We start from the raw sequence: 25,067 nt of genomic DNA, 5'->3' as shown, positions 1-25,067 counted from the left end.
TTTATTCCCTGCCAATATTTAGTGTTTGCTGGCGCCGGTGGCACCGATGCCGGTCATCGAGCGGATGAACTGCGCCAGATAACGGCCACGCTCAAGAGCTGCACGAGGCGAGGTGTCGGTGACGGAAAACAGCCATGCACTAAAGAACGCCAGGCTCATGGAAAACAGCGCCGGGTTGGAGTACGGGAACAGCGCTTTGTCGTGATGCATCACGTTGACCCACACCGCCGGGCTCAGCACCAGCAAGACAATCGCCGAGACCAGTCCGGACAGACTGCCGAGGACGGCGCCGCGGGTGGTCAGGCCTTTCCAGTACATCGAGAGAAACAGCACCGGGAAATTCACCGACGCGGCGATGGCCAGCACCAGACCCGAGAGGAAGGCGATGTTCTGCGACTCGAACAGCAGGCCGAGGATGATCGCCAGCACACCGATGCACAGGGTGGCGATGCGCGACACGCGCATTTCTTGCTGCTCGCTGGCCTGGCCTTTGCGCATCACGCAGGCATACAGGTCGTGGGACACCGCCGAGGCGCCGGACAGCGCCAGCCCGGCAACCACTGCCAGGATGGTGGCGAAGGCGACCGCCGAGATGAAGCCGAGGAACAGGTTGCCGCCTACTGCCTGGGCCAAGTGCACGGCGATCATGTTGCCGCCGCCGATGATCGCGCCGCTGGCGTCACGGAACGCTGGATCGGTGCCGACCATGACGATGGCGCCAAAGCCGACGATGATCAGCAGCAAGTAGAAGTAGCCGATGAAACCGGTGGCGTAGAACACACTTTTACGCGCTTCCCTGGCATCGCTGACGGTGAAGAAACGCATCAGGATGTGCGGCAGGCCGGCGGTGCCGAACATCATGCCCAGCCCCAGGGATATCGCGTCGATCGGGTTGGACAGCAAGCCGCCGGGGGCCATGATCGCATTGCCCTTGGCATGCACGGCGGTGGCGCCGGCAAACATCGCCTCAGTGCTGAAGCCGAAGTGCTTGAGCACCATGAACGCCATGAAGCTGGTGCCGAACAACAGCATCACCGCCTTGATGATCTGCACCCAGGTGGTGGCGAGCATGCCGCCGAAGGTCACGTAGAACACCATCAACACGCCGACCAGCATGACTGCGTAGAGGTAGTCGATACCGAACAGCAACTCGATCAGCTTGCCGGCGCCGACCATCTGCGCCACCAGGTACATCAGGGCCACTGTCAGGGTGCCGAAGGCCGAGGTCAGGCGCACCGGGGTCTGTTCCAGGCGATAGGAAACCACGTCGGCAAAGGTGTACTTGCCCAGGTTGCGCAGGCGTTCGGCAATCAGGAACAGGATGATCGGCCAGCCGGCCAGCACGCCCAGGGCGTAGAGCAAACCGTCGTAGCCATTGAGGAACATCATCGCGGAAATGCCGAGGAACGAGGCGGCCGAGATCATGTCGCCGGCAATCGCCAGACCGTTCTGGAAACCGGTCATGCCGCCGCCAGCGGTGTAAAAGTCGCTGGTGGAGCGGGTGCGAAGTGCCGCCCAGCGCGTCACGCCGAGGGTGAACAGCACAAACACCAGGAACATGCCGATGGCGTTCCAGTTCAATGGTCGGGACGCGCCGTCGGCGGCCATCGCAACATCAGTGACAGCCGCCAGCGGCAGCAGGAACAACGCAAGAAGGCGGTTCATCGGGCGCACTCCTGCTTGAGTTTTTCATTCAGCGGATCGATCACGTTGTTGGCGCGATAGACATAGAACCCGGTCAGCGCAAAGGCCAGCCCGACGATGACGACACCCACCAGCATGCCCACGGTGGTCACGCCGCCGCTCAGGGATTGACCGAGGGTAGAAGGGGAGAAAGCTACCAGCAGCACGAAGCCGTAATAGATCACCAGCATGGCCAGGCTCAATGACCAGTACAGCTTCTGTTTACGGCGAACCAGCTGGATGAAATCCGGGTGCTGGCGAATGAGTTCTACTTCATGGGGTGTCATGACGCGCGCTCCTTTGTTGTTTTTGTTTTGGGTGAAACTACGGCTCGGCCCCTGTAGGAGCGAGCCTGCTCGCGATGGTCGTCAACGATAACGCTGGGTGCCTGATACCCCGTGGCGATCTCGGGTCCATCGCGAGCAGGCTCGCTCCTGCAAGGGTTTTGTGTTGATTCAGAGCTGATCGAAATCCAGCACTACCTTGTCGCTGACCGGGAACGCCTGGCACGACAGCACATAACCGGCCGCCACTTCGTAGTCTTCCAGGGCGTGGTTGCTGTCCATTTCCACTTCGCCTTCGATGACCTTGCACTTGCAGGTCGAGCACACGCCGGCCTTGCACGAGTAGGGCAGTTCCGCACCTTGCTCGTTACCCGCTTCGAGGATGCTCTGGCTGTTGCGCGGCAGGTCGAACGCCAGGGCGCGGCCGTCGCTGATCACGGTGATCTGGCTGACCGCCGCATCCACCTGGCGGGCGGCTTCACGGGCGGCGCGTTTTTGCTCGCTGCCGGCGGCGGCGAACAGTTCGAAATGGATGCGCTCTGGTTGCATGCCCTTGGCCTTGAGGCTGTCGCGCACGGTCTCGGTCATTTCCTGCGGGCCGCAGATGAAGGCGGCGTCGAGGGCCTTGACGTCGAGCCAGCGGCTGAACAGTTGCTCGCATTTCTCGGCGTTGATCCGGCCGTTGTACAGGTCGACGTCCTGCTGCTCGCGGCTGAACACGAAGATCAGGTTCAGGCGTTGCAGGTAGCGGTTTTTCAGGTCTTCCAGCTGCTCGCGAAACAATGCGCCGGAGCTGGAACGGTTGCCGTACAGCAGGGTGACGCGGCTGTGGGGCTCGGTTTGCAGGGTGGTCTTGATGATCGACAGGATCGGCGTGATGCCGCTGCCTGCGGCCACGGCCAGGTAATTGCCATGGCGCGCCGGGTCGAGCTCGACGCAGAAGTGCCCGGCCGGTGGCATCACTTCCAGGGTGTGCCCGGCTTTCAGCTGTTCGTTGGCAAACGCCGAGAAGCGCCCACCCGCCACACGTTTGATGGCGACACGCAGTTCACCGTCGTTGACCCCGGTGCAGATCGAATAGGAGCGGCGTACTTCTTCGCCGTCCAGTTGGGTGCGCATCACCAGGTGCTGGCCTTGGGTAAAGTGGAAGCTGTCCTGCAAGTGCTGCGGAATCTCGAAGGCGATGGACACCGCGTCACGGGTCTCGGTGCGCACGTCCTTGATGGTCAGGCTGTGAAATTTGCTCATTGTTGTTCTCCAGCTGGGACGGCCGATTCGCCGCTCAGATGCACTTGAAATAGTCGAACGGTTCCCGGCACTCGACGCAGCGGTACAGCGCCTTGCACGCGGTGGAGCCGAACTGGCTGAGGACCTCGGTGTGGGCGCTGCCGCATTGCGGGCACACAACCTGCGGGCTTTTGCCGAGCAGGCTGCGCTTGCTGGTGCTGCCCTCGGGCGGCGCGATGCCATAGGCCCGCAGGCGTTCGCGGCCGCTGTCGCTGATCCAGTCGGTGGTCCAGGCCGGGGTCAACTTGCGCTCCAATTGCGGCGCCTTGAATCCAGCCAGTTCCAGGGCTTCGCGGATGTCGCTCTCGATCACTTCGGTGGCCGGGCAGCCGGAGTAGGTCGGCGTGACCACCACGTGAAGGTGACCGGCCTGCCAATCCAGATCGCGGACGATACCCAGGTCAACCACGCTGACCACCGGCACTTCCGGGTCCATGACCTCTGCCAGAATCGCCCACGCGGCAGCCAGGTCGGTCGGTTGTGCCGGCCGGGCGCCGAGGTCGCTGGCGATCAGCTCACCAGGTTGCATCGGGGTACGCTCGTGGCAGGAACTGCATTTCGGCCAGCAGGATGCCCAGGTGTTCGGTGTGCAGGCCCTTGCGCGCATTCAGGTAGAAGTAGTTCGGCGCCGCGGGAACGGGCAGGGTGGCGCTGGTGAAAATCAGCTCGACCCTGGCCTGCCACTGAGCGGCCACGCTGGCGATGTCCGGGGTGATGCCGGCTTTGCAGAGGCGTTGCTCGCTGGCATCAAAGGCGATCAGTTCAACGGTGAAGCGCCAGACCTCGGGAATCGCCGCGAGCATGCGCTTGTGGCTTTCCTCGGTGCCGTCACCCATACGCTCGATCCACTCGCCGGAGCGGCGCAGGTGATAGGTCACTTCCTTCACCGCCTTGGCGGCGATCCCGGCAATGCGTTCGTCGCTGGACTGGCTCAGGCCCTGCAGCACCGGCAAATGCCAGGCGTCATAGAGGAACTGCTTGAGCATGGTCACCGCGAAGTCGCCGTTGGGTTGTTCCACCAGCAGCAGGTTGCGATAAGCGCGCTCGTCACGACGGAACGCCAGGTGATCGGCGTCGCGACCGTCGTCCAGCAGTTCGGCGGCGTATTCCAGCCAGTTGCGCGCCTGGCCCACCAGGTCCAGGCCGACGTTCATCAGCGCCAGCTCTTCTTCCAGCGCCGGGGCCTTGCCGCACCATTGGCACAGGCGCTGGCCCTGGATCAGGGCGCTGTCGCCGAGGCGCAGCAGGTATTCGATCAGATCGGTCTTGTTATTCATGGTCGACCTCACATGTGCCCGACTTCGGCCGGCAGCTCGTAGAAGCTGGCGTGGCGGTAGACCTTGTCGTCCGACGGGTCGAACAGCGGGTCTTTTTCATCCGGCGACGAGGCGGTGATCAATGCCGAAGGCACCACCCACAGGCTCACGCCTTCGCTGCGACGGGTGTAAAGCTCGCGCGCGTTCTCGATGGCCATGGTGGTATCGGCGGCATGCACGCTGCCGACGTGCTTGTGGTTGAGGCCGTGCTTGCTGCGCACGAAGACTTCGAAGAGGGTCCACTCGGACATTTCAGTTACTCCACATCAGGTGGCCGGATCAGGCGGCGTTCTTGTTTTGTTTTTTGCGGGCGTGGGCGACGGCGGCTTCACGGACCCAGGCACCGTCTTCCATCGCCTTGCGGCGGGTGGCGACGCGTTCCTGGTTGCACGGGCCGTTGCCCTTGAGCACTTCGTAGAATTCGTTCCACTGGATTTCGCCGAAGTCGTAGTGACCGCGTTCGGCGTTCCATTTCAGGTCCGGGTCGGGGCAGGTGCAGCCCAGCAGTTCCAGCTGCGGGATGGTCTGGTCGATGAAGCGCTGGCGCAGTTCGTCGTTGCTCTGGCGCTTGATTTTCCAGGCCATGGACTGGGCACTGTTCGGCGAGTGTTCGTCGCTCGGGCCGAACATCATCAGCGACGGCCACCACAGTCGGTTGATCGCGTCCTGGACCATGTCTTTTTGCGCCTGAGTACCGTGACGCATCATGGTCAGGAGAATTTCGTAGCCCTGGCGCTGGTGGAAGCTCTCTTCCTTGCAGATGCGGATCATCGCCCGCGAGTACGGACCGTAAGAGGTGCGCTGCAGTACCACCTGATTGACGATCGCCGCACCATCCACCAACCAGCCCACCGCGCCCATGTCAGCCCAGTTCAGCGTCGGGTAATTGAAGATGCTCGAGTACTTGGCCTTGCCGCTGTGCAGTTTGGCGATTTCTTCATCGCGGTCGGCGCCCAGGGTTTCCATGGCGCTGTACAGGTACAGGCCGTGGCCGGCTTCGTCCTGGATCTTGGCCATCAGTTGCAGTTTGCGTTTGAGGCTTGGTGCGCGGGTGACCCAGTTGCCTTCGGGCAGCATGCCGACGATTTCGGAGTGGGCGTGTTGGGAGATCTGCCGGATCAGGGTCTGGCGGTAGGCATCTGGCATCCAGTTCTTGGCTTCGATCTTGATTTCTGAATCGATTTTTTCCTGGAATGCGCGTTCCTGTTCGGACATTTCCGAGAGGTCCTTGATGCGCTTGACGCCGGTTTCTACGAGCTGTGCGTACATTTTTGAGTTCCCGCCTTGAATCTGTTCTGGGGCATGGGGAACTTTATAAGCGATACAGAATTTAATATCAAACACAAAATGACGTGTCGTATTTGTTTTTTGTATCGCTTTGGGTGGGGGGCTGTTTTTGGGGGGCAGGATGGTCGGTGCGCATATCCATTCCTGCGGTAACGGCCACCTGTGGGGGCGAGCCTGCCCGCGAAGACGGCCTGACAGCCAACCAATCCCTTACAGGCATACTCGGATCAACTGTAGGAGCGAGCCTGCTCGCGAAAAACCTCCAGACAACGCATACCTCCAGACAGCGCGCGTCATCGTTGACCTCCATCGCGAGTAGGCTCGCTCCCACAGAAAAGCTGATGGGTGTGCACCCAAAACCCAAAAAAAAGCCCCGCAAAAGCGGGGCCATAAGGGGTGCAGCAGTCATGCTTTGGGAGGTCATGCTTTCGGACGTTTATCCACCACGTGGCAAGCCTTGCCTTCCGATCGCTTGATCGAATGAAGCGGCTGCAAAACAATCCGCGAACTGATCCCGATATACGTCTTGATGTGCTTGCTCAACTCCCCGCAAACAGCCTTCTGCTGTTCATCACTCAGGTGCTGATGCTCAGCCTTCAACTCGACATGCACATCAACACTGTCCAGGTTGCCATTGCGATACAGATGGATCTCATAGCACTCGGCAAGTTGTTTAACTTTGAGAACCTGCTCCTCGATCTGCGTCGGAAACACGTTGACCCCGCGGATGATCAGCATGTCATCGCTGCGCCCGGTGATCTTGTCGATGCGCCGCATTGGCCGTGCGGTGCCCGGTAGCAGGCGCGTCAGGTCGCGGGTGCGGTAGCGGATCATCGGCAAGGCTTCTTTGCTGAGCGAGGTGAACACCAGTTCGCCCATCTGCCCGTCCGGCAGCACTTCGCCGGTGACCGGGTCGATGATTTCCGGGTAGAAGTGGTCTTCCCAGATGGTCGGGCCGTCCTTGGTTTCCGCGCATTCCATGGCGACACCCGGCCCCATGATTTCCGAGAGACCGTAAATGTCCAGCGCAGTAATGCCCAGGCGGTTCTCGATGGCGCTGCGCAGTTCGGCGGTCCACGGCTCGGCGCCGAAGATGCCCAGGCGCAGGGCCAGTTTGTGTGGGTCGATGCCCTGGCGCTCGATTTCGTCGGCGATGTTGAGCATGTAGGACGGCGTGACCATGATGATGTCCGGCTGGAAATCCTTGATCAGTTGCACTTGTTTTTCGGTCTGGCCACCGGACATCGGGATCACCGTGCAACCCAGGCGTTCGGCACCGTAGTGCGCGCCGAGGCCGCCGGTGAACAGGCCGTAGCCGTAGGAAATGTGCACCTTGTCGCCACGGTGGCCACCGGCGGCGCGGATCGAGCGCGCCACCACGTTGGCCCAGGTGTCGATGTCGTTCTGGGTGTAGCCGACCACGGTGGGTTTGCCGGTGGTGCCGCTGGAGGCGTGCAGGCGCACGATGTCGTGCATCGGCACGGCAAACATGCCGTAGGGGTAGTTGTCTCGCAGGTCGGACTTGGTGGTGAAGGGGAATTTCGCCAGGTCGTCGAGGGACTTGATGTCGTCCGGGTGCACGCCCAGCGCATCGAAACGCTGACGGTACAGCGGCACGTTGTTGTAGGCGTGGTTCAGACTCCAGCGCAGGCGCTCCAGCTGATGCTGGCGCAGCTCGTCGATGCTGGCGGTTTCCAGCGGGTCCAGCACAGGGTCCAGCACGGCTTTGGCAATTGGCATGTTCATGTGTTCACTCGAATTGTTTTTGTGTTCCAGCCCTTTTGCACAAGGGCTTTGAGTGCATGCCCCAAGGATACCTCTCGGCTCCTTGGGAATCGCGATTCTTTAGTGGGATAGACGCTCGATGATCAGCGCGATCCCCTGGCCAACGCCGATGCACATGGTGCACAGGGCGTAGCGGCCATTGCGTTCCTCAAGTTCATGCAGGGCGGTGGTGACCAAGCGGGCGCCGCTCATGCCCAGCGGATGGCCCAGGGCGATGGCGCCGCCGTTGGGGTTGACCCGCGGGTCGGTGTCGCTCAGGCCCAGTTCGCGCAGCACCGCCAGGCCTTGTGCGGCGAAGGCTTCGTTGAGCTCGATCACGTCCATGTCGGCCAGGCTCAGGTTGGCCACCTCCAGTACCTTGCGGGTGGCAGGCACCGGGCCGATGCCCATGATCCGTGGTTCAACGCCGGCGGTGGCCATGGCCACGACCCGGGCACGGGCGGTCAGGCCGTGGCGCTTGGCGACTTCCGGGCTGGCCAGCAACAGCGCACAGGCCCCGTCGTTGACCCCGGAGGCGTTGCCGGCGGTGATGCTGCCGCCTTCGCGGAACGGCGTGCCGAGTTTGGCCAGCTGTTCAAGGGTGGTGTCGCCGCGTGGGTGTTCGTCGTGCTCGACCACTTTGGCCGGGCCTTTGCGCTGGGGAATTTCCACCGCAACGATTTCTTTGGCCAGGCGCCCATTGGCTTGGGCGGCCGCGGCGCGTTGCTGGCTGCGCAGGGCGAAGGCATCCTGGTCGGCCCGGGAGATGTTGAACTGTTCGGCGACGTTCTCTGCCGTTTCCGGCATGGAGTCGATGCCGTAGGCCTTTTTCATCAGCGGATTGACGAAGCGCCAGCCGATGGTGGTGTCGAAAATCTCGGCGGCACGGGAAAACGCCTGCTCGGCCTTGCCCATCACCAGCGGCGCGCGGGACATGGATTCAACGCCACCGACCAGCATCAGCCCGGTTTCGCCGCTGCGAATGGCGCGAGCGGCGGTGCCGATGGCATCCAGCCCGGAGCCGCACAAGCGATTGAGGGTGGTGCCCGGCACGCTGACCGGTAACCCGGCCAGCAGCGCCGACATACGCGCGACGTTGCGGTTGTCTTCGCCGGCCTGGTTGGCGCAGCCGTAGATCACGTCGTCGACCGTGTTCCAGTCGACTTGCGGGTGGCGGCGCAGCAGTTCGCGCAACGGTACCGCGCCGAGGTCGTCGGCGCGCACGCTGCTCAAGACACCGGCGTAACGGCCAATCGGGGTGCGGACGGCGTCGATGATCAGGGCGTCATTCATTGGGGGTCTCCTGCGTCAGCACCGGGCCGCGCACTTTGTAGGATTTGCCGTGGAACAGGGCGATCAACTGGCCCTGCTGGTTTTCGATGCGCACGTCATAGTTGCCGGTGCGACCGGAGCGGCTCTGCTCGATGCAGTCGGCGTTCAGCGTGTCGCCCAGGCGTGCCGGGGCGATGTAGTCGATGCTGCAACCGATGGCCACGGTGGCTTCGTTGTAGCTGTTGCAGGCAAAGGCGAATGCCGAGTCGGCCAGGGCGAACAGGTAGCCGCCGTGGCACGTGCCGTGGCCCTGGACCATGTCGGCGCGCACTGTCATGCCCACTCGCGCGCAGCCGGGGCCGGCCGAGAGCAGGCGCATGCCCATGGCCTGGCTGGCGGCGTCGCGCTGGAACAGCGATTGCGCGCATTCACTGGCCAGGGTCATGGATTCGTGGTTAGTCATGGAAGTTTCTCCCTTCGGCGACGTGGCGGCGCAGCAGCAGCGACGGCCGGTAGCGTTCTTCGCCATAACTGGCTTGCAGGTTTTCCAGCGTTTCAAGAATGTGCGACAGGCCAATGGCATCGGCCCAGGCCAGCGGCCCTTGCGGATAATTGACCCCGGCGCGCATGGCCAGGTCGATGTCGGCGGCCGAGGCCACGCCTTGCAGCAGGGCGTCGGCGGCTTCGTTGGCGAGCATGGCCACGGTGCGCAGGACGGCGAGGGCGGGGCTGTCGCTGAGCAGGCTGACCTTCAGGCCGGCCCGTTGCAGCAGGGCAATGCCTTGTTCGAGTGCCTGCGGATCAATGCCTGCCGCATGGCTGATGGCGATGCGTTTGGCATTGCCGTAATCGAACACCAGGTCCAGCAGGATCAGGTTGCGCAGCCCGTCTTCGTGAGCCCTCTGGCAGGCCATGCGCCCGTCGCTCAGGGCCAGCACGGCATCACCGACCCGCAGCAAACCTTGGCCGTCGCGCTGGATGATCTCGACGCCTTGTTCATGCAAGCGTGCGAGCAAGCCTTTAGCGATACCGAGGTCGCCTTCCACAGCACAAACCTCGACCTTCGCATCGCTGCTGATTTCAGCGGCGTGCGGGCGCTCCGCACCTTGGGCGTAGCTATAGAAACCCCGACCGCTCTTGCGTCCCAAACGCCCGCCGTCCACCCGTTCTTTCTGGATCAACGACGGCAGGAAGCGCGTGTCCTGGTAGTAAGCGTCAAACACCGAGCAGGTTACGGCGTAGTTGACGTCATGGCCGATCAAATCCGTCAGCTCGAACGCGCCCATGGCGAAACCGCCAGCCTCGCGCATCAACGCATCCAGTGTCGGGCAGTCGGCCGCGCCTTCCTGCAGCATCCGCAGGCTCTCGGCGTAGAACGGCCGGGCCACGCGGTTGACGATGAAACCCGGCGTCGAACGGGTGTGCACCGGTTTTTTGCCCCAGGCCTTGGCGGTGTCGTACAGGCACTCGGCGAGTGTTGGATCGCTGGCCAGGCCGGAGACGATTTCCACCAACGCCATCACCGGCGCCGGGTTGAAGAAGTGCAGGCCGAGCAGGCGTTGTGGATGATCAAGCTGTGCGGCGATGCTGGTGATCGATAGCGACGAGGTGTTGCTGGCGAGGATGCAATGCGTGCCGCAGATGCCTTCGAGCTGACGGAACAGCGCGCGTTTGACCTCGAGGTTCTCGACGATGGCTTCGATGATCAGATCGCAGTCGGCCAGGGTCTCGATGGCTTCTACCGCTTGCAGGCGGGCAATCGTCGCGCTGCGCAAGTCGGCGGACAGTTTGCCGTTCTCGACCCGCTTGCCCAGTTGGCGGTCGATGCCTTCAATCGCTTGAGCGGCAGCGCCGGGACGATTGTCCAGCAGCAATACCGGATGGCCGACCTGGGCCGCGACCTGGGCGATACCGGCACCCATGGCCCCGGCGCCGATCACGGCGATGCGTGCGTTGGTGTTCAGTGCGGTCATGACTCAGCGTCCCTTGAAGCTTGGGGTGCGTTTTTCCATGAAGGCGCCGACGCCTTCGCGGTAGTCCTCGCTGCGCCCGGCCAGGCGCTGCAGGTCTTTTTCCAGCTCAAGCTGTTCGTCGAAGCTGTTGCTCAGGCTGGCGTTGAGGCTGCGTTTGATCAGCGCCAGGCCGTAGGTCGGCTGGGTCGCCAGGTGGCGGGCCAGTTTCAAGGCTTCGTCGCGCAAATCGGCGTCGTCCACACACTGGTAGATCAAGCCCCATTGCTCGGCTTGTTCGGCGCTCAGGCGGTTGCCGAGCAGGGTCAGGGCCTTCGCTCGAGCCATGCCGACAAGGCGCGGCAGGGTCCAGGTGCCGCCGGAATCAGGGATCAAGCCGATCTTGCAGAACGCCTGGATGAAACTCGCCGAACGCGCGGCCAATACCAGGTCGCAGGCCAGCGGAATGTTGGCACCGGCCCCTGCGGCGACGCCGTTGACCGCGCAGATCACTGGCAGCGGCAGGTCGCGCAACTGACGGATCAACGGATTGTAGAACCTCTCGATGGACTCGCCCAGATCCGGCACGGCGCTGCCCGGCGCGACATTGCGGTCGCTCAGGTCCTGCCCGGCGCAGAAGCCGCGGCCTTCACCGGTCAGCAACAACACGCGCACGTCCGGGTTTTGCCGCACTTGCTTGAGTGCTTCCTTCACTTCGCCATGCATCTGGGTGTTGAAGCTGTTGAGCTGGTCTGGCCGATTGAGGCTGAGCAGGGCGACGCCGGCGTCGATGGAAAACAGGATGTGTTCGAAGTTCATGGTCTTGGCGTTCTCTTGGCAGTCGTTCGAATTCAGTGGTTACTGGCCGGTGAAGGTCGGCGTGCGCTTTTCCTGGAAGGCGGCAATGCCTTCGTCGCGGTCGCGGGTGCCGGACAGCACGGTGAAGGCGTGGCGCTCGAAACGCAGGCCGCTGGCCAGGTCGGTGTCCATGGCCTTGAGCAGCGACTCTTTGGCCAGGCGCACCGCCAGCGGTGCCTTGGCCGCGATGCTGCGGGCGATGTGCAGGGCGCGCTCGACGGTGAGTTCCGGTTGGGTGACGTCGCTGACCAGGCCGGCGCGCTGGGCCTGGCGGGCGTCGATCGGCTCGCCGGTCAGCACCATCTGCATGGCCATGGATTTGCCGACGGCGCGCAGCAGGCGTTGGGTGCCACCGGCGCCAGGCATGATCCCGAGGTTGATTTCCGGCTGGCCGAAACGGGCGTCTTCACCGGCAATGATGATGTCGGCGTGCATCGCCAGTTCGCAGCCACCGCCGAGGGCGAAGCCGTTGACGGCGGCGATCAGCGGTTTGCTGAAGCGGGTAATGGTTTGCCACGAGGCCTGGCGCGGGTCGTCGAGGATCCCGACCAGATTTCGTTCGGCCATTTCCTTGATGTCGGCGCCGGCGGCGAAGGCCTTGCGGCTGCCGGTGAGGACCACGGCGCGGGTGTCGGGGTCGGCTTGCGCAATGCTCAGTTCGGCGGCCAGTTCGCCCAGCAACTCGGTGGTCAAGGCGTTCAGGGCTTGCGGGCGCTGCAGTGTAATCAGACGGACGCCAGGCTCGATCAATTCGACGGCAAGGGTCAGAGGCATGGCGGATGCTCTCACGGTGCACGCTCGGCGTGGTGCCGGCTCGTTATTGGATCGGCCGCGGGGGCCGGTTTTGCCCAAGTATAGCTATAACGTGATACGTAAATGCAATACGAAAATAGATTTAATGTGTCTTATTTGTGAGTGTTTCGATTTTCAGGCTTCCTGCCGAAGGGGGGCTGATGGCGGGTTTTTTCTAGAAAACATTGGGTTTGGCGGCGATTTTAGAGACGCGTTGGCATTCGTCGGAAAGGTGCATTTAAAGTGATACGGTTTTTAGTCTTTGTACTGTTAAAACTGATGTGATACAAAATTAGTAATTATTTGCATCGCTTTGTGAGGGACGCGTTCATGACCTGCTACAGCCTTGATGGCCTGACTCCGGTGGTTGACCCGAGCGCTTATGTGCACCCGTCCGCCGTATTGATCGGTGACGTGATCATCGGCCCCCATTGCTATGTCGGTCCGCTGGCCAGCCTGCGTGGAGATTTCGGGCGGATCGTGCTGGAGGAGGGCGCCAACCTGCAGGACACCTGCGTGATGCACGGTTTCCCCGACAGCGACACCGTGGTCGAACGCAACGGCCACATCGGCCACGGCGCTGTGCTGCACGGTTGCCGGATCGGCGCCGATGCGCTGGTGGGCATGAATGCGGTGGTCATGGACAACGCCCGGATCGGCCCGCGTTCATTCGTTTCGGCGGCGGCGTTCGTCAAGGCCGGCTTCGAATGCCCGGAGCAGTCGCTGGTCATGGGTGCACCGGCCAGCGTCAAGCGCAGCCTCAGCGATCAGGAAGTGGCGTGGAAACAGGCCGGCACCCGGGAATATCAGCAACTGGCCCAGCGTTGTCTGACGCAGATGCAGGTCTGCGATCCACTGAGCGAACCGGAGCCGGATCGCCCGCGTATCAGTGACAGCGGGTTGCGCCCGAAAGGCAGTGCCTTGTGAACACGGCCCCTTGTAGGAGCCAGCCTGCTGGCGAAGGTGGGTCAACTACCTTGGCGTTGACTGACACACCATCGCCAGCAGGCTGGCTCCTACAAGGGGTTGGGCTTAACCGGTTGGCTTTCGGTATATTCCTTTTCTTTTTTCGCACGGAACGCCCATGTCGTCCCTGACTCCCTTGAACCATCTGATTACCCGCTTCCAGGAACAGACGCCAATCCGCGCCAGTTCCTTGATCATCACGTTGTACGGGGATGCCATCGAACCCCATGGCGGCACCGTCTGGCTGGGCAGCCTGATTCAGTTGCTCGAGCCCATCGGCATCAACGAACGACTGATCCGCACCTCGATTTTTCGCCTGACCAAGGAAGGCTGGCTGACCGCCGAAAAAGTCGGTCGTCGTAGCTATTACAGCCTGACTGGCACCGGTCGCCGGCGTTTCGACAAGGCCTTCAAGCGGGTCTACAGCACCACGATGCCGGCCTGGGATGGTTCCTGGTGCCTGGTGATGCTCTCGCAGCTGACACAGGACAAACGCAAACAGGTGCGCGAGGAGCTGGAGTGGCAAGGTTTTGGTGCGATCTCGCCGGTGGTGCTGGCTTGTCCGCGCAGTGACCGCTCTGATGTCAACGCGACGCTGCTCGACCTCGGCGCCCAGGAAGACACCATCGTCTTCGAAACCACCGCCCAGGACGTACTGGCCTCCAAGGCCCTGCGCCTGCAGGTGCGCGAGAGCTGGAACATCGAGGAGCTGGCGGCGCACTACAGCGAGTTCATTCAGCTGTTCCGGCCGCTCTGGCAGGCGCTTCGCGAGCAGGAAAACCTGCAACCGTCCGACTGCTTCCTGGCGCGGATCCTGCTTATTCATGAATACCGCAAACTGCTGCTGCGCGACCCGCAGCTGCCGGACGAATTGTTGCCCGGCGATTGGGAAGGCCGTGCGGCCCGGCAGTTGTGCCGTAATATTTACCGTTTGATCTATGCCAAGGCCGAAGAATGGCTGAACGCCGCGCTGGAAACGGCCGACGGCCCGTTGCCGGATGTGGGTGAAAGCTTCTATCGGCGTTTTGGCGGACTGAAATAGCACGTCATTGTTCAGGGAATGGTGCGGTTCAGGAGACTCGAAGCATCCGATGTCGTGTGGATTGACGTAGACAATAAAAATAAGCCTGCGTGAGGCCTGACATGATTTCTACAACAGCACAGCGCCATGATGGGTTCGACCAGTGGATCCATCAGATCAACCAGATCTGTGGCGCCTTCAACGCACAACCCCTGGGCAGCGAATTTGCCGGGCGTATCCGCGAATACCAGAGCGATGCGCTCAAGCTCAGTTTCGTCGACGCGTGCCAGGCGCGGCTGTACCGTACGCCCCAGGAAGTCGCGGCGGGCGAGGGTGGCAAGTATTTTGCGGTGTTCCAGCTCGACGGCACGGCGGGCATGGCCCAAGGCGACGACAAGGTCTTGCTGTCCCCCGGCGACATCACGCTGATCGATGCCGCGCGGCCCAGCGACTTCACCTACGGCGAAAACTCCCGGCAGTTGTCGCTGATCCTGCCGTATCAACTGGTCGAACAAACCCTGCGCTTCAATCAGGTCAAGTGCGGCCACCGGATTGCCGCGACCTCGCCCATTGCGATGCTCTCGCACCGGCTGATCCTTGATGCCACCCGCCAGCAGCACCTGACCCGCCAGGAAAGCGAAGCGACCCTGGAGGCGATTGTCAGCCTGCTGCGCCCGGCGATCAGCCAGACCGACGACTGCACCGATTCCCACGAGCGCATTTTCCGCAAGACGCTCACCTGCATCGACGAAAACATTCGCTCCGAAGACCTGTGCCCGGAATGGCTGGCGCGGGAAGTCGGCATGTCCACCCGCGGCCTGTACCGCATGTTTGCCAAGAAGGGATTGGTGGTGGCGCGCTACATCAAGAACCGTCGCCTGGACCTGTGCGCCGAATCCCTGCGTCGGTCAGGCAGGGACGAGAAGTTGTCGGTGCTGGGGTATTCGTGGGGGTTTTCCGATTCGAGCTACTTCTCCACCGCGTTCAAATCGCGCTTCGGCATTGCGCCGGGAGAGTATCGCAAGCGGTATGCATGATTGTTTGAACACCGGTCAATCTTGTAGGAGCGAGCCTGCTCGCGATGGTCGTCAACGATAACGCGCGAATTCTGGAGAAACGCGGTGTCCTTGAGATCTTCGCGAGCAGGCTCGCTCCTACAGGTATTGCGTTCGACCCGATTACTTCGGTGAATTGAGGTTCAAGGTCGGCGTTTCATCGAAGAAGTTCCAAGGTTTCAACAGTACCTGCCAAATCCTGCCCCGCTGAAACCGACCCTTCAGGCTTCACCTAAGGTTTAGTCCTCGGACGGGTACTACGCCATGTCGGGACTCGACCTACACCTTTTCAGGAATGCGCCGACTTGTGACCGTTGCCTGCTGTCATTAACGTTCGGCTCCCCGGACTGTTTTGCCTGCCCTGGACCTCAAGCGACAGATTCGCTTCAGCACAATGGCTGCCCGGTTCGGGCTTGCGGGCGGCCCATACCCTACGGAACTCCCCCAAAACGGAGGATTGAAGATGGCCACTCCCACGATCATCGTCCCGATCGCCACCAGCAAAACCAACACCTGCCAGCTCAACCTGCCGTGGTTCACGCAGCGCACCGAATATGGCCCAGTGCCCGCCACCTTTGAGCCGCTGGTGAACGGCGAGTGTGCATTCGGCGCGGTCTATGACGCCATCCTTGAAGCCAAAAGCAGTGTGGAAATCATCTGTTGGGGATTTCAGCCATCGATGTACTTCAAGCGCGGGGATACCAGTTCGCTGTGCATAGGCCAACTGCTGGGCGTGATGGCGGCTAGCTCCGGCCTCGGGCCGGGTTCGGCCCACGGATGATGGCGCAGGTCTTGCGAACGCAGCTTCAGGAAGGCCGGCAAGACATCAAGTCGAACTACCTGCAAGCGGCCAGGAATGTGACGCAGTTTTTGTATCTGGAGAACCAGTACTTTCGCTGGCCACCCTTGGCCGAGGAGATCAAGAACGCCGCTGCGGTCCAGGTGGCCTGGGGTCGAAACACGGCCGTGCATGGCCCGATTTATCTGTTTGTCGTGACCAACTCCTCCAATGAAGGCAAGGGCGATGGCACGGTCAACACCTACCGGATGCTCAGGCAACTGGGGCGTCCGGATGTCATTCCAGAGGTCTCCCGACTGGAGCGCCGCGATGAGCTTCAGGAACGAGTTGCTCAAGCCAGGCAGAAGGTCCTCGACGCCCAACGTGAATCCACCCTGTTCAACTGCGGTTATGGCCACATTCACGGCGAATGGGTCAGTCGGGCCTACGAACCCATCGAGGCTCGACTGAAAGCGGCGCATAAACAATACGAGGAATTGGTGGCCAACCTTCCTCAGGAAGATGCCAAGCCCGTGCTGCCCGAAGAGATTCCGGGCCTGAAGGTCGTGGTGTGCACCCTGGTCGCTCCGGACTCGCCACCCAAGAACTGGCTGGATGTGTATATCCACAGCAAGTTGCTGATCATTGACGATGTGTTCACCACTTTGGGGTCGGCCAACATCAATACACGGAGTATGGAAGTCGACAGTGAGCTGAATATCTGTATTGAGGATCCGGCGGTTGCCAGGCCGTTGAGGAAGAAGTTGTGGGGGATACATACGGATGAGCAGGGGGCTGGGGATGATATTAGAGTCGCCTTTCATACTTGGACTAGGATCGCAGGTTACAACGCTGCAAATCGCAGCAATAGCGAAAACCTAGAGTCTCCGTTGAGCTCTCTGACCGAGTTCAGAAGGGAAAGCCCTAGTCGAACATATAAGGATTGATAATGGTTCTAAGGGTTTTATTTTTATCTTTTCTAATGGTTGGTCTTGGAGCGTGTAAAAAGGAAGAAAGTTTGGATATTACAGATGACCATATGGCCTATGCCTTGGGTAAATTGCAGTTTACCTGTGTTAAAGAGTCAGAGCGCCTGCCGCCTGTTAGTGAAAATGCTCAGAGTCTTTATAACTATGCACGATTCCTAAACTCCGGAGTTGATGAAAAGGACTATGAGCAGATAGCCAGATTCTACCGGTTGGCCTACGCCGCAGGCAGCTACAAGGCTGCGACGAATCTGCATACACTGATATCGCAAGGCCTGATTAAAAGCGATCACCCTGGCAAGGAAGTGATCGATATTGTCGAGAAACTCATCGCGGCTGGTGTTCCTGGTGGCTACTATGATATGGGGCATTATCTGGAACTTGGTTATGGGGTCAAACAGGATACCAGTCGAGCACATGCATATTTTCGAAGAGCTGCGGACTTGGGCAACCCCGATGCGCAGTTTTACGTGTCGAAGTTACTTGAAGGGATTGCGCCAGCGAAACAAACAGTTCTTGATATGCGTCGTTGCGCGATGAATCAGGGGCATGCGCAGAGCGCCTACCATTACGGAATGTTTTTGAAAGTGCGGCATTCCTATCCTGAAGCTATTGAGGGTTTTCAGGCCGGCGTTCGAAACGGCAGCAATAACAGTGCCGGGTTTTTGAGTGGAGGGTTTGCAACACCAGATCCAAAAAACCGACTGTATTATTTTGCATTGACCGAAGATCCAGAGCGCTCCCGTCGTTACGCAACAATCGAAGAATTCCTGGATCGCTATGAAGATTTTGGCGCCAAGGTCCCCGACATCGACAACATCGTTCCGCTTCCCCCAGCCAAACTCCCTGAGTGGGACGGTACTTTCGAATGGCTGAAAAAAAGGGACTCCACACCACCACCGGAGAAACCTTCGGAGGACATGATCCGCGAGCTCAGTCAGGAAAAAAGCCTCGATCCGGAAACCGGTCTGCCGCTATCAAAACATCAATGACGATCACTGGAAGTCTTTAGGAGCGAGCCTGCTCGCGATGGTCGTCAACGATAACGCGCGAATGCTGGAGAATCGCGGTGTCTTTGATTTTTTCGCGAGCAGGCTCGCTCCTACAGGTATTGCGTTCGGCCTGGTTACTTCGGTGCGTTGAGGTTCAAGGTCGGCGTTTCATCGAAGAAGTTCCACGGCTTCAACAGCACATGCACCCATTCGGTCGGCATGATCGGCCACTCCTCGGCGCGGGCGATGTGGGTGGTGCCGGTGGTCAGCCAGACCACATCGTCGGTGTTCTCGATGGAGTGGTTGTCCTGGGTGAACTGCCCCAGGCCCGAGTCCTTATCCGAGCGGTTCGGGTACTTGCCTTCCGGGTATTTTTCTTCCGGGTTGTATTGCGTCACCCATAGCTGCTTGTCCATGAAACTCAGGCGGTGGTAGAGCCATTCGTCCTTGCCGAAGTTGGCGCCCTTGGCCACCGGGTGCGTGCCGCCGGCGTACGGAATCAGCTGATAGGAAACCGGGTTGCCGACCTTGTTCTCCTTGCTGGAGTTGGTCAGCAGGCGCACGGTCGACGGGTCGAATTTCTGCGCCGCCTGTTGCTCGGTTGTGACGACTTTGGTTTCGGTCTGCATGGTGCTGGTGCGCGGGCCGCCACGGTCGTTCGGCAGCACCACCGGGTTCACTTCCACCAGCGAATTCTGCTCGCCGTCCACGTCCATGTCGAGGCGGAAGTTGTAGATGTGCTGGTGCGTGGTGCCGACGATGTTGTGGTCCAGTAGGGTGCCGTAGCGTGTGTCTTCCCTGGCGGTGTCTTCGTGCATGGTTTTCGATTTCACGCCCTTGACCGCTTCGATGCCGGTAGCGCCGGCGTCGATGCCGAGGGTGCCGTTCTGCTGGAAGACCCAGTCGAAGATGTAGTCGTAGTTGCCCACGGTACTGATCCAGCGCACCACCAGTTCACGACGCTCGGTGCTGAGGTTGGGCTGGCCCATTTCCTGGTGTTTGTATTCCGGACCTGCGTAGCGCTCGAACACCGCCATGGCGCGCGGGATTGCCGTCGGTGCGCCGGTATAGTCGGCGATGGTGGCGTCCAGCAACACGGCGTTTTGCGGGGCGTCTTTGCCACGGGCAATCGGTGAAGTCAGGGTGCCCATGCCGTAGTCGCCGGAGTCGAGGTAGGCCTTGAAGTACCAGCCGATATCCGGGTCGCCGTAAGGCACGATCATGCCGCCCAGCGAGCCTTCGTACATGATCTTGCGTTTCTTGCCCTTGTCGTCGTAGGTGACGGTGGACAGGACCGGCCCGACCCGCGAGTCGAGTCGAACGTGGAAGTCCCAGTTCTGCCAGTGAATGCTGTTGCCGCTGATGGTGTAGTTCTTGCCCTCGGGCTCGATGATTTCCAGCGGTTTGACCGCCACGCCCTGGCGTCCGCGACCGTCATACGGCGTCGGCTTCATCGGTACCGGGATGAGCGCTTCGTCTTCGATCTTGATCAGTTTCTTCTGTTCCAGGTCGACAATCGCCACCAGGCCCTCGATCGGGTGCGCCCAGTAATTACCGTCACCGGTGTTGAGATAGCTGACGATTTTCAGCAGGCGCTTGTCCTGAGCCAGGCCGTCCTTACCGTCGAAGTAGCCGACGGTCAGCGGCGTGGCCACGACTTTCTTCACGTCATTGATGCCGCGCTTGGCCAGGGCCTGGGCGTACTCCGGGCTGGTTTCCACGGCGGTTTGCACCGTGGCGAAATCGTCCAGCAGGACCATGCCGTGGGCGCCTTCGATCGGCCTCCAGGACTTGAGTTCTTTCTTGTCGAGATCGACCAGGGCTTCGATCACGTGCTTGCCGTCGAGCACCACGATCGAGGCCTCACGCGGCTGGGCGACGTTCTGCCCGGTAAAGACGAAGTTCCACACCTGATCCTTCGGCGGCTCCTTGACCGAGACTTCGGTGAAGCGGAAGCCGGGCTTGTAGTTTTCCGATTTCTTGACGATGTCCACGGCCGTGGTGATTTCGGCCGCGCTCAGGGGATTGAGCGGGTTGGGGCGGGTCTCGACGACGAAGGTCTTGTCCAGCCCTGACTGGAACACCTGGTTGATGAAGTCCTTGGACATGAACGCCGTATGGTCCTTGAACACCACCGGCACCGTCAGCTCGATACGCTTGCCGTTGAGCATCGCCACTTTGCTGTTGGGCTTGACCTTGAGGTAGACCCCGTCCTTGGCGATGGTGAACAGATTGGCGTAATCGTCCCATTTCACCGTGGCGCCAAATTCCTCAAGACCCGCTTGCAGCGGCACCATGTCGGCGTGACCGCCGTGGGCCTGGGCATTGCCCGCCCAGAAAGGCAGGCCGAGGGTGCTCAGGGTGATGGCCAGGGCGAGGCGGGCAAGCGGTGTTCTTTTGGGCGACGCTTTGGGGCTGAACATGGGTGAATTCCTGGGGAAAAGCCGGGTACGGGCACTCCTGCACTTTGTTACAACCCGTCAATGGATGCTTTTGAATGCCTGCCAGATTTCTTGGGTTCCGTGCCGCGATCCAGCTTTCCTGACGGAAGGCACATTGGCAAGCGGACAAAGTGCTCGTTCATTGGAGCGCAGTCATTGCTTCAAGTTAATAGGAAGCATTACTATTCACGCCCCGTCTCCACAGCACACCGCAATGACCCTCAAGCTGCCCCGCAGACACGGCTTTTTCGAGCATTACGAAGAGTTGGTTGGTACCTGGACCCGTCGCCTGAGGAATCGTCAGCAGGCCGAGGACCTGGCCCACGACACCTTCGTGCGGGTGCTTGAGTCCGATTCGGCGGTGGTGCAACAGCCCCGGGCGTATTTGCACCAGACCGCGCGCAACATTGCCGTGGATGGTTATCGGCGCGAGGACCGGCGGGGCGCCATGGAGTCGGAGGCGATCGATCTCAGTGAGTCGCCGACCGGCGACCCGGAGCATTTCATGCACGCGATCCAGCTGGCTGATTCCATCGAACGGGCACTCACCGAGCTGCCGGTCAACTGCCGCAAGGTGTTTGTCTGGCAGAAAATCGAGGGCCTGACCCAGGCCGAAATCGCCGAACGCCTGGGACTGTCCAAGAACATGGTGGAAAAGTATATGATCCGCACGCTTCGGCACCTGCGTGATCGCCTGGACGGGTTGCAGTCATGACCGGCCGCGCCTTCTCCTCCCCAGCCAAACAGGAACTTCCATGATGGATACTCGTGATTGCGCGTGCGGGCAAACAGCGGTTCGCGATGACGCGGCGCAGTGGTTTGTGCGTTTGCAGGAGCCTGTTGCGGATGTCGAAGTGCGGCGCCGGTTTCAGCTCTGGCTGGACCAGCACCCCCAGCACCGAAGCGAATTCGAAGTACTCCAGGGCTTGTGGAGCGCCGCCGACCTGGTGCCGGCGACGCGTTTGCGGGCCCTGTGTGAAACTCCGCCAGCCCTGAAAAAGCCTCGCCCGATGCTGCGTTACGCAGTGGCCGCCAGCGTGCTGGCCGTGGCGCTCGGCCTGGGTTTGTTCAGCGGCCTGAATCATCCGGCGCCTTACACGGCCGAGTTTTCAACGTCCCTGAATGAGCGACGCCAAGTGGCGTTGCCCGATGGCTCGGTGGTCGATCTGGACAGTCGCAGCCGGATCCAGGTGCGCTTTGAGAAGGGTCGGCGCAACGTTGAGCTGAGCGAAGGCGAAGCGATGTTCAGTGTCGAGCACGACACCAGCCGACCATTCGTGGTCGCGGCGGGCAGCGGCAAGGTCACGGTCACCGGCACCCGATTCGATGTACGCCATGGCGCCAGCGAAACCCGGGTGGTGGTGGAGCAGGGTACCGTCAAGGTTCAAGGGCGCGATGCCGGCGATAACGATTTCATCAATCTGACGGCAGGCCTTGGCACCCACGTCGATGCCCGGGGCAAAGTTGCCGTCGCCTATGCCGTCAACCCGACGGAAATGACTGCCTGGCGCAATGGCAAACTGGTGTTCAACAACGCCAGCCTGACCGATGTCGCCGAGCAGGTCTCGCGCTATCGCGAGAAGCCGCTCAAGGTCGCCAACGCAGCAGTGGGCGATCTGCGCCTGACCAGCGTGTTCAAATCCGACAATACCGACGCACTGCTCAAGGCCTTGCCGAGCATCCTGCCGGTGGCCGTGCGTACCCTTGGCGATGGCAGCCAGGAAATAATCTCAAAATAAAATTCAGGTTTTTTTCGAGTTCATCGTCTTCCTGTTCAACTGCAACTGGTTTGCATTAACAAGCGCACACTCTTGCGATCCACAGGATTACGTTCGACGTGAAAAACTCCACCGCTAAAAACAACAAACTCCCCTGGTTGCCGCTGGCCCTCGCGCTGGCGGTCAATATTGCGTTGCCCCAGGCCTTCGCTGCCGACGGCATCCGCATTCCGGCGCAACCCTTGGGAGAAGCCCTGAGCCAATTGGGCCAGCAAACCTCGCTTCAGGTGTTCTTCAGCCCTGAACTGGTTGCCGGCAAGCAGGCCCCGGCGGTGGATGGCAACCTTTCCCCGGAAGACGCGCTGCGCCAGTTGCTGCAAGGCAGCGGCCTGCAATACCAGATCGATGAAGGTTCGGTGACGTTGATGCCGGCACCGACTTCGACGGCCAACGGCCCGCTGGAGCTGGGCGTGACGGACATCAAGGTGGTCGGCGACTGGCTCGGTGATGCCGATGCCGCCGTGGTGCAGAACCACCCCGGCGCACGCACGGTGGTGCGCCGTGAAGCCATGATCGAGCAGGGTGCGATGAACGTCGGCGACGTACTTAAACGTGTCCCGGGCGTGCAAGTCCAAGACGCCAACGGCACCGGTGGCAGTGATATTTCCCTGAACGTCGGCGTACGCGGTCTGACTTCGCGCCTGTCGCCTCGCTCCACCGTGCTGATCGACGGCATCCCGGCGGCGTTCGCGCCTTACGGTCAGCCGCAACTGTCCATGGCGCCGATTTCCTCCGGCAACCTCGACAGCATCGACGTGGTACGCGGTGCCGGCTCCGTACGCTACGGACCACAAAACGTGGGCGGCGTGATCAACTTCGTGACCCGCGCGATCCCGGAAAAAGCCTCGGCGGAAATCGGCACCACCCTGGAAACCTCGCAGCACGGTGGCTGGAAGCACATCGATACCGCGTTCATGGGCGGCACCGCCGACAATGGCATGGGCGTGGCGCTGTTGTACTCCGGGGTGAACGGCAACGGTTACCGTGAAAGCAACAACGGCAACGACATCGACGACGTGATCCTCAAGACCCATTGGGCCCCGACCGATGTCGACGATTTCAGCCTCAACTTCCACTACTACGACGCCAAGGCCGACATGCCCGGCGGCCTGACCCAGGCGCAATACGACGCCGACCCGTTCCAGTCCGTGCGCGACCACGACAACTTCAGTGGCCGCCGCAAGGATGTGTCGTTCAAGTGGGTGCGGCAGATCGACGATCGCACCCAGGCCGAAGTGCTGACCTACTACACCGACAGTTTCCGTGGCAGCACCATTGCCTCGCGGGATCTGAAGACACTCAATTCCTATCCGCGCAGCTACTACACCTACGGTATCGAACCACGGGTGTCCCATGTGTTTGATGTGGGCCCGACCACCCAGGAAGTCAGCGTCGGTTATCGTTACCTGAAAGAGGCCATGCACGAAGAGGCCAGTCGTGTGGCGCTGGTCAACAACGAGCCAGTCGTGCGTCCAGGAGCGGACGGCCATGTCTATCAGGACCGCACCGGTGGCACCGAGGCCAATTCGGTCTACGTCGACAACAAGATCGACGTCGGCAACTGGACTGTCACGCCGGGTATTCGCTTCGAGCACATCAGCACCGATTGGCACGATCGCCCGGTGCTCGATACCGCCGGTAAACGGGTGCCGGAGAAAAAACGCAGCATCGAAAGCAACGAGCCGCTGCCGGCCCTGAGCGTGATGTATCACCTGTCCGATGCCTGGAAATTGTTCGCCAACTACGAAACCTCGTTCGGCGCGCTGCAGTATTTCCAGCTGGGGCAGGGCGGTATCGGTAATGAGCCCGCCAACGGCCTGGAGCCGGAAAAGGCCAAGACCTACGAAATCGGTACGCGTTACAACGATGACGTGTGGGGCGGCGAAGTGACGCTGTTCTACATCGACTTCGACGACGAACTGCAATACATCAGCAACGATGTGGGCTGGACCAACCTCGGCGCGACCAAGCACCAGGGTATCGAAACCTCGGTGCATTACGACATGGCTGCGCTGAACCCGATGCTGGACGGCCTGACCGCCAACGCCGGTTTCACCTACACCCGCGCCACCTACGAAGGCGAGATCCCGGGCTTCAAGGGCCGTGACCTGCCGTTCTACTCCCGCCAGGTTGCCACCGCCGGCCTGCGTTACGACGTCAACCGCTGGACTTACAACCTCGATGCGTTCGCCCAGTCCAAGCAGCGTTCGCCGGGCACCGGCGTGAACGCCGATGGCAGCTTCAACGGCAACTACATCACCGAAGGCAGCGCTGACGGCCAGTTCGGTGATATCCCGGGTTACGTGCTCTGGAACGCACGTGCCGGCTATGACTTCGGTCCGCAGGTGTCAAACCTGAAACTGGGGGCGGGGGTGAAGAACATCTTCGACAAGCAGTACTTCACCCGTTCCAGCGACAACAACTCGGGGATGTACGTCGGTGCGCCGCGCACGTTCTTCGTGCAGGCCAGTGTCGGGTTCTGACAGACCGAGTGGACCCCATCGCGAGCAGGCTCGCTCCCACAGGTTCCGTGTGATCCCTGTGGGAGCGAGCCTGCT

The 25,067-nt window shown here is 61.1% G+C and carries 23 protein-coding genes; 9 read left to right on the top strand and 14 right to left on the bottom strand.

What is annotated here, in order from left to right:
* Positions 1-18 precede the first annotated feature (18 nt).
* From AC3ITA_RS19605 to paaF, 13 genes are all read right to left on the bottom strand, one after another.
* Positions 19-1,665: a cation acetate symporter gene (locus AC3ITA_RS19605; protein ID WP_056722557.1), complete on the bottom strand. Its 1,647-nt coding sequence runs from the start codon at positions 1,663-1,665 to the stop codon at positions 19-21.
* Positions 1,662-1,970 (bottom strand): DUF485 domain-containing protein, encoded by a 309-nt coding sequence (locus tag AC3ITA_RS19600; protein WP_095942561.1) that lies wholly within the window; start codon positions 1,968-1,970, stop codon positions 1,662-1,664. Before AC3ITA_RS19600 ends, AC3ITA_RS19605 begins: the two co-directional genes overlap by 4 nt.
* Before the next feature lie 168 nt (positions 1,971-2,138).
* Positions 2,139-3,215: a 1,2-phenylacetyl-CoA epoxidase subunit PaaE gene (paaE, locus tag AC3ITA_RS19595; protein ID WP_489278240.1), complete on the bottom strand. Its 1,077-nt coding sequence runs from the start codon at positions 3,213-3,215 to the stop codon at positions 2,139-2,141.
* 34 nt (positions 3,216-3,249) lie between these two features.
* The gene (gene paaD, locus AC3ITA_RS19590; RefSeq protein WP_489278239.1) at positions 3,250-3,783 is read right to left on the bottom strand and encodes a 1,2-phenylacetyl-CoA epoxidase subunit PaaD; all 534 of its coding nucleotides are present in this window, start codon (positions 3,781-3,783) and stop codon (positions 3,250-3,252) included.
* Positions 3,770-4,531 carry a 1,2-phenylacetyl-CoA epoxidase subunit PaaC gene (gene paaC, locus AC3ITA_RS19585; RefSeq protein ID WP_489278238.1) on the bottom strand — a complete coding sequence of 254 codons (762 nt, stop codon included), beginning with the start codon at positions 4,529-4,531 and terminating at the stop codon, positions 3,770-3,772. Before paaC ends, paaD begins: the two co-directional genes overlap by 14 nt.
* Positions 4,532-4,539: 8 nt before the next feature.
* On the bottom strand, positions 4,540-4,821 hold the full coding sequence (gene paaB / locus AC3ITA_RS19580; protein WP_007943393.1) for a 1,2-phenylacetyl-CoA epoxidase subunit PaaB: 282 nt from the start codon (positions 4,819-4,821) through the stop codon (positions 4,540-4,542).
* Between the two features lie 28 nt (positions 4,822-4,849).
* Positions 4,850-5,839, bottom strand: coding sequence for a 1,2-phenylacetyl-CoA epoxidase subunit PaaA (gene paaA / locus AC3ITA_RS19575; RefSeq protein WP_489278237.1), 990 nt, complete (start codon positions 5,837-5,839; stop codon positions 4,850-4,852).
* A 438-nt stretch (positions 5,840-6,277) separates the two neighbouring features.
* Positions 6,278-7,603: a phenylacetate--CoA ligase PaaK gene (gene paaK / locus AC3ITA_RS19570; RefSeq protein ID WP_489278236.1), complete on the bottom strand. Its 1,326-nt coding sequence runs from the start codon at positions 7,601-7,603 to the stop codon at positions 6,278-6,280.
* Positions 7,604-7,702: 99 nt separating this feature from the next.
* Positions 7,703-8,914 (bottom strand): 3-oxoadipyl-CoA thiolase, encoded by a 1,212-nt coding sequence (gene pcaF / locus AC3ITA_RS19565; protein WP_489278235.1) that lies wholly within the window; start codon positions 8,912-8,914, stop codon positions 7,703-7,705.
* Entirely contained in the window at positions 8,907-9,356 is a 450-nt protein-coding gene (gene paaI / locus AC3ITA_RS19560; protein WP_489278234.1) for a hydroxyphenylacetyl-CoA thioesterase PaaI, read from the bottom strand. The genes pcaF and paaI overlap by 8 nt, the downstream gene beginning before the upstream one ends.
* Positions 9,349-10,866 (bottom strand): 3-hydroxyacyl-CoA dehydrogenase PaaH, encoded by a 1,518-nt coding sequence (gene paaH / locus AC3ITA_RS19555; protein WP_489278233.1) that lies wholly within the window; start codon positions 10,864-10,866, stop codon positions 9,349-9,351. Before paaH ends, paaI begins: the two co-directional genes overlap by 8 nt.
* Before the next feature lie 3 nt (positions 10,867-10,869).
* A complete protein-coding gene (gene paaG, locus AC3ITA_RS19550) occupies positions 10,870-11,661 on the bottom strand; it encodes a 2-(1,2-epoxy-1,2-dihydrophenyl)acetyl-CoA isomerase PaaG (RefSeq protein WP_414928522.1) in 792 nt (263 codons plus the stop codon).
* Positions 11,662-11,700: 39 nt separating this feature from the next.
* Positions 11,701-12,474 carry a 2,3-dehydroadipyl-CoA hydratase PaaF gene (gene paaF, locus AC3ITA_RS19545; protein ID WP_095942571.1) on the bottom strand — a complete coding sequence of 258 codons (774 nt, stop codon included), beginning with the start codon at positions 12,472-12,474 and terminating at the stop codon, positions 11,701-11,703.
* A 348-nt stretch (positions 12,475-12,822) separates the two neighbouring features.
* Between paaF and paaY the strand changes: the two genes are divergently transcribed.
* The 6 genes from paaY to AC3ITA_RS19515 all read left to right on the top strand — a co-directional run bounded on the left by paaY (position 12,823) and on the right by AC3ITA_RS19515 (position 18,290).
* Positions 12,823-13,419, top strand: coding sequence for a phenylacetic acid degradation protein PaaY (gene paaY / locus AC3ITA_RS19540; protein ID WP_095942572.1), 597 nt, complete (start codon positions 12,823-12,825; stop codon positions 13,417-13,419).
* 157 nt (positions 13,420-13,576) lie between these two features.
* Positions 13,577-14,500, top strand: a complete 924-nt coding sequence (gene paaX, locus AC3ITA_RS19535; protein WP_095942573.1) for a phenylacetic acid degradation operon negative regulatory protein PaaX — start codon at positions 13,577-13,579, stop codon at positions 14,498-14,500.
* Between the two features lie 101 nt (positions 14,501-14,601).
* A complete protein-coding gene (gene feaR / locus AC3ITA_RS19530; RefSeq protein ID WP_095942574.1) occupies positions 14,602-15,516 on the top strand; it encodes a transcriptional regulator FeaR in 915 nt (304 codons plus the stop codon).
* Between the two features lie 481 nt (positions 15,517-15,997).
* Positions 15,998-16,315, top strand: a complete 318-nt coding sequence (locus AC3ITA_RS19525; RefSeq protein ID WP_489278232.1) for a hypothetical protein — start codon at positions 15,998-16,000, stop codon at positions 16,313-16,315.
* On the top strand, positions 16,312-17,259 hold the full coding sequence (locus AC3ITA_RS19520) for a phospholipase D-like domain-containing protein (RefSeq protein WP_489278231.1): 948 nt from the start codon (positions 16,312-16,314) through the stop codon (positions 17,257-17,259). The genes AC3ITA_RS19525 and AC3ITA_RS19520 overlap by 4 nt, the downstream gene beginning before the upstream one ends.
* A gap of 2 nt (positions 17,260-17,261) precedes the next feature.
* Positions 17,262-18,290, top strand: coding sequence for an SEL1-like repeat protein (locus tag AC3ITA_RS19515; RefSeq protein ID WP_489278230.1), 1,029 nt, complete (start codon positions 17,262-17,264; stop codon positions 18,288-18,290).
* A gap of 134 nt (positions 18,291-18,424) precedes the next feature.
* Here AC3ITA_RS19515 and tynA read toward each other — a convergent pair whose 3' ends face one another.
* A complete protein-coding gene (gene tynA / locus AC3ITA_RS19510) occupies positions 18,425-20,713 on the bottom strand; it encodes a primary-amine oxidase (RefSeq protein WP_489278229.1) in 2,289 nt (762 codons plus the stop codon).
* A 232-nt stretch (positions 20,714-20,945) separates the two neighbouring features.
* Here tynA and AC3ITA_RS19505 point away from each other — a divergent pair, with 232 nt between their 5' ends.
* From AC3ITA_RS19505 to AC3ITA_RS19495, 3 genes are all read left to right on the top strand, one after another.
* The gene (locus tag AC3ITA_RS19505; protein ID WP_057713991.1) at positions 20,946-21,446 is read left to right on the top strand and encodes a sigma-70 family RNA polymerase sigma factor; all 501 of its coding nucleotides are present in this window, start codon (positions 20,946-20,948) and stop codon (positions 21,444-21,446) included.
* Positions 21,447-21,486: 40 nt separating this feature from the next.
* A complete protein-coding gene (locus AC3ITA_RS19500) occupies positions 21,487-22,470 on the top strand; it encodes a FecR family protein (protein ID WP_489278228.1) in 984 nt (327 codons plus the stop codon).
* A gap of 98 nt (positions 22,471-22,568) precedes the next feature.
* Positions 22,569-24,992: a TonB-dependent siderophore receptor gene (locus AC3ITA_RS19495; protein WP_489278227.1), complete on the top strand. Its 2,424-nt coding sequence runs from the start codon at positions 22,569-22,571 to the stop codon at positions 24,990-24,992.
* The last annotated feature ends 75 nt before the right edge of the window (positions 24,993-25,067 follow it).

The sequence above is a fragment of the Pseudomonas sp. GL_090 genome, from assembly GCF_057837765.1.
This window is presented reverse-complemented; position numbering and strand designations above follow the sequence as displayed.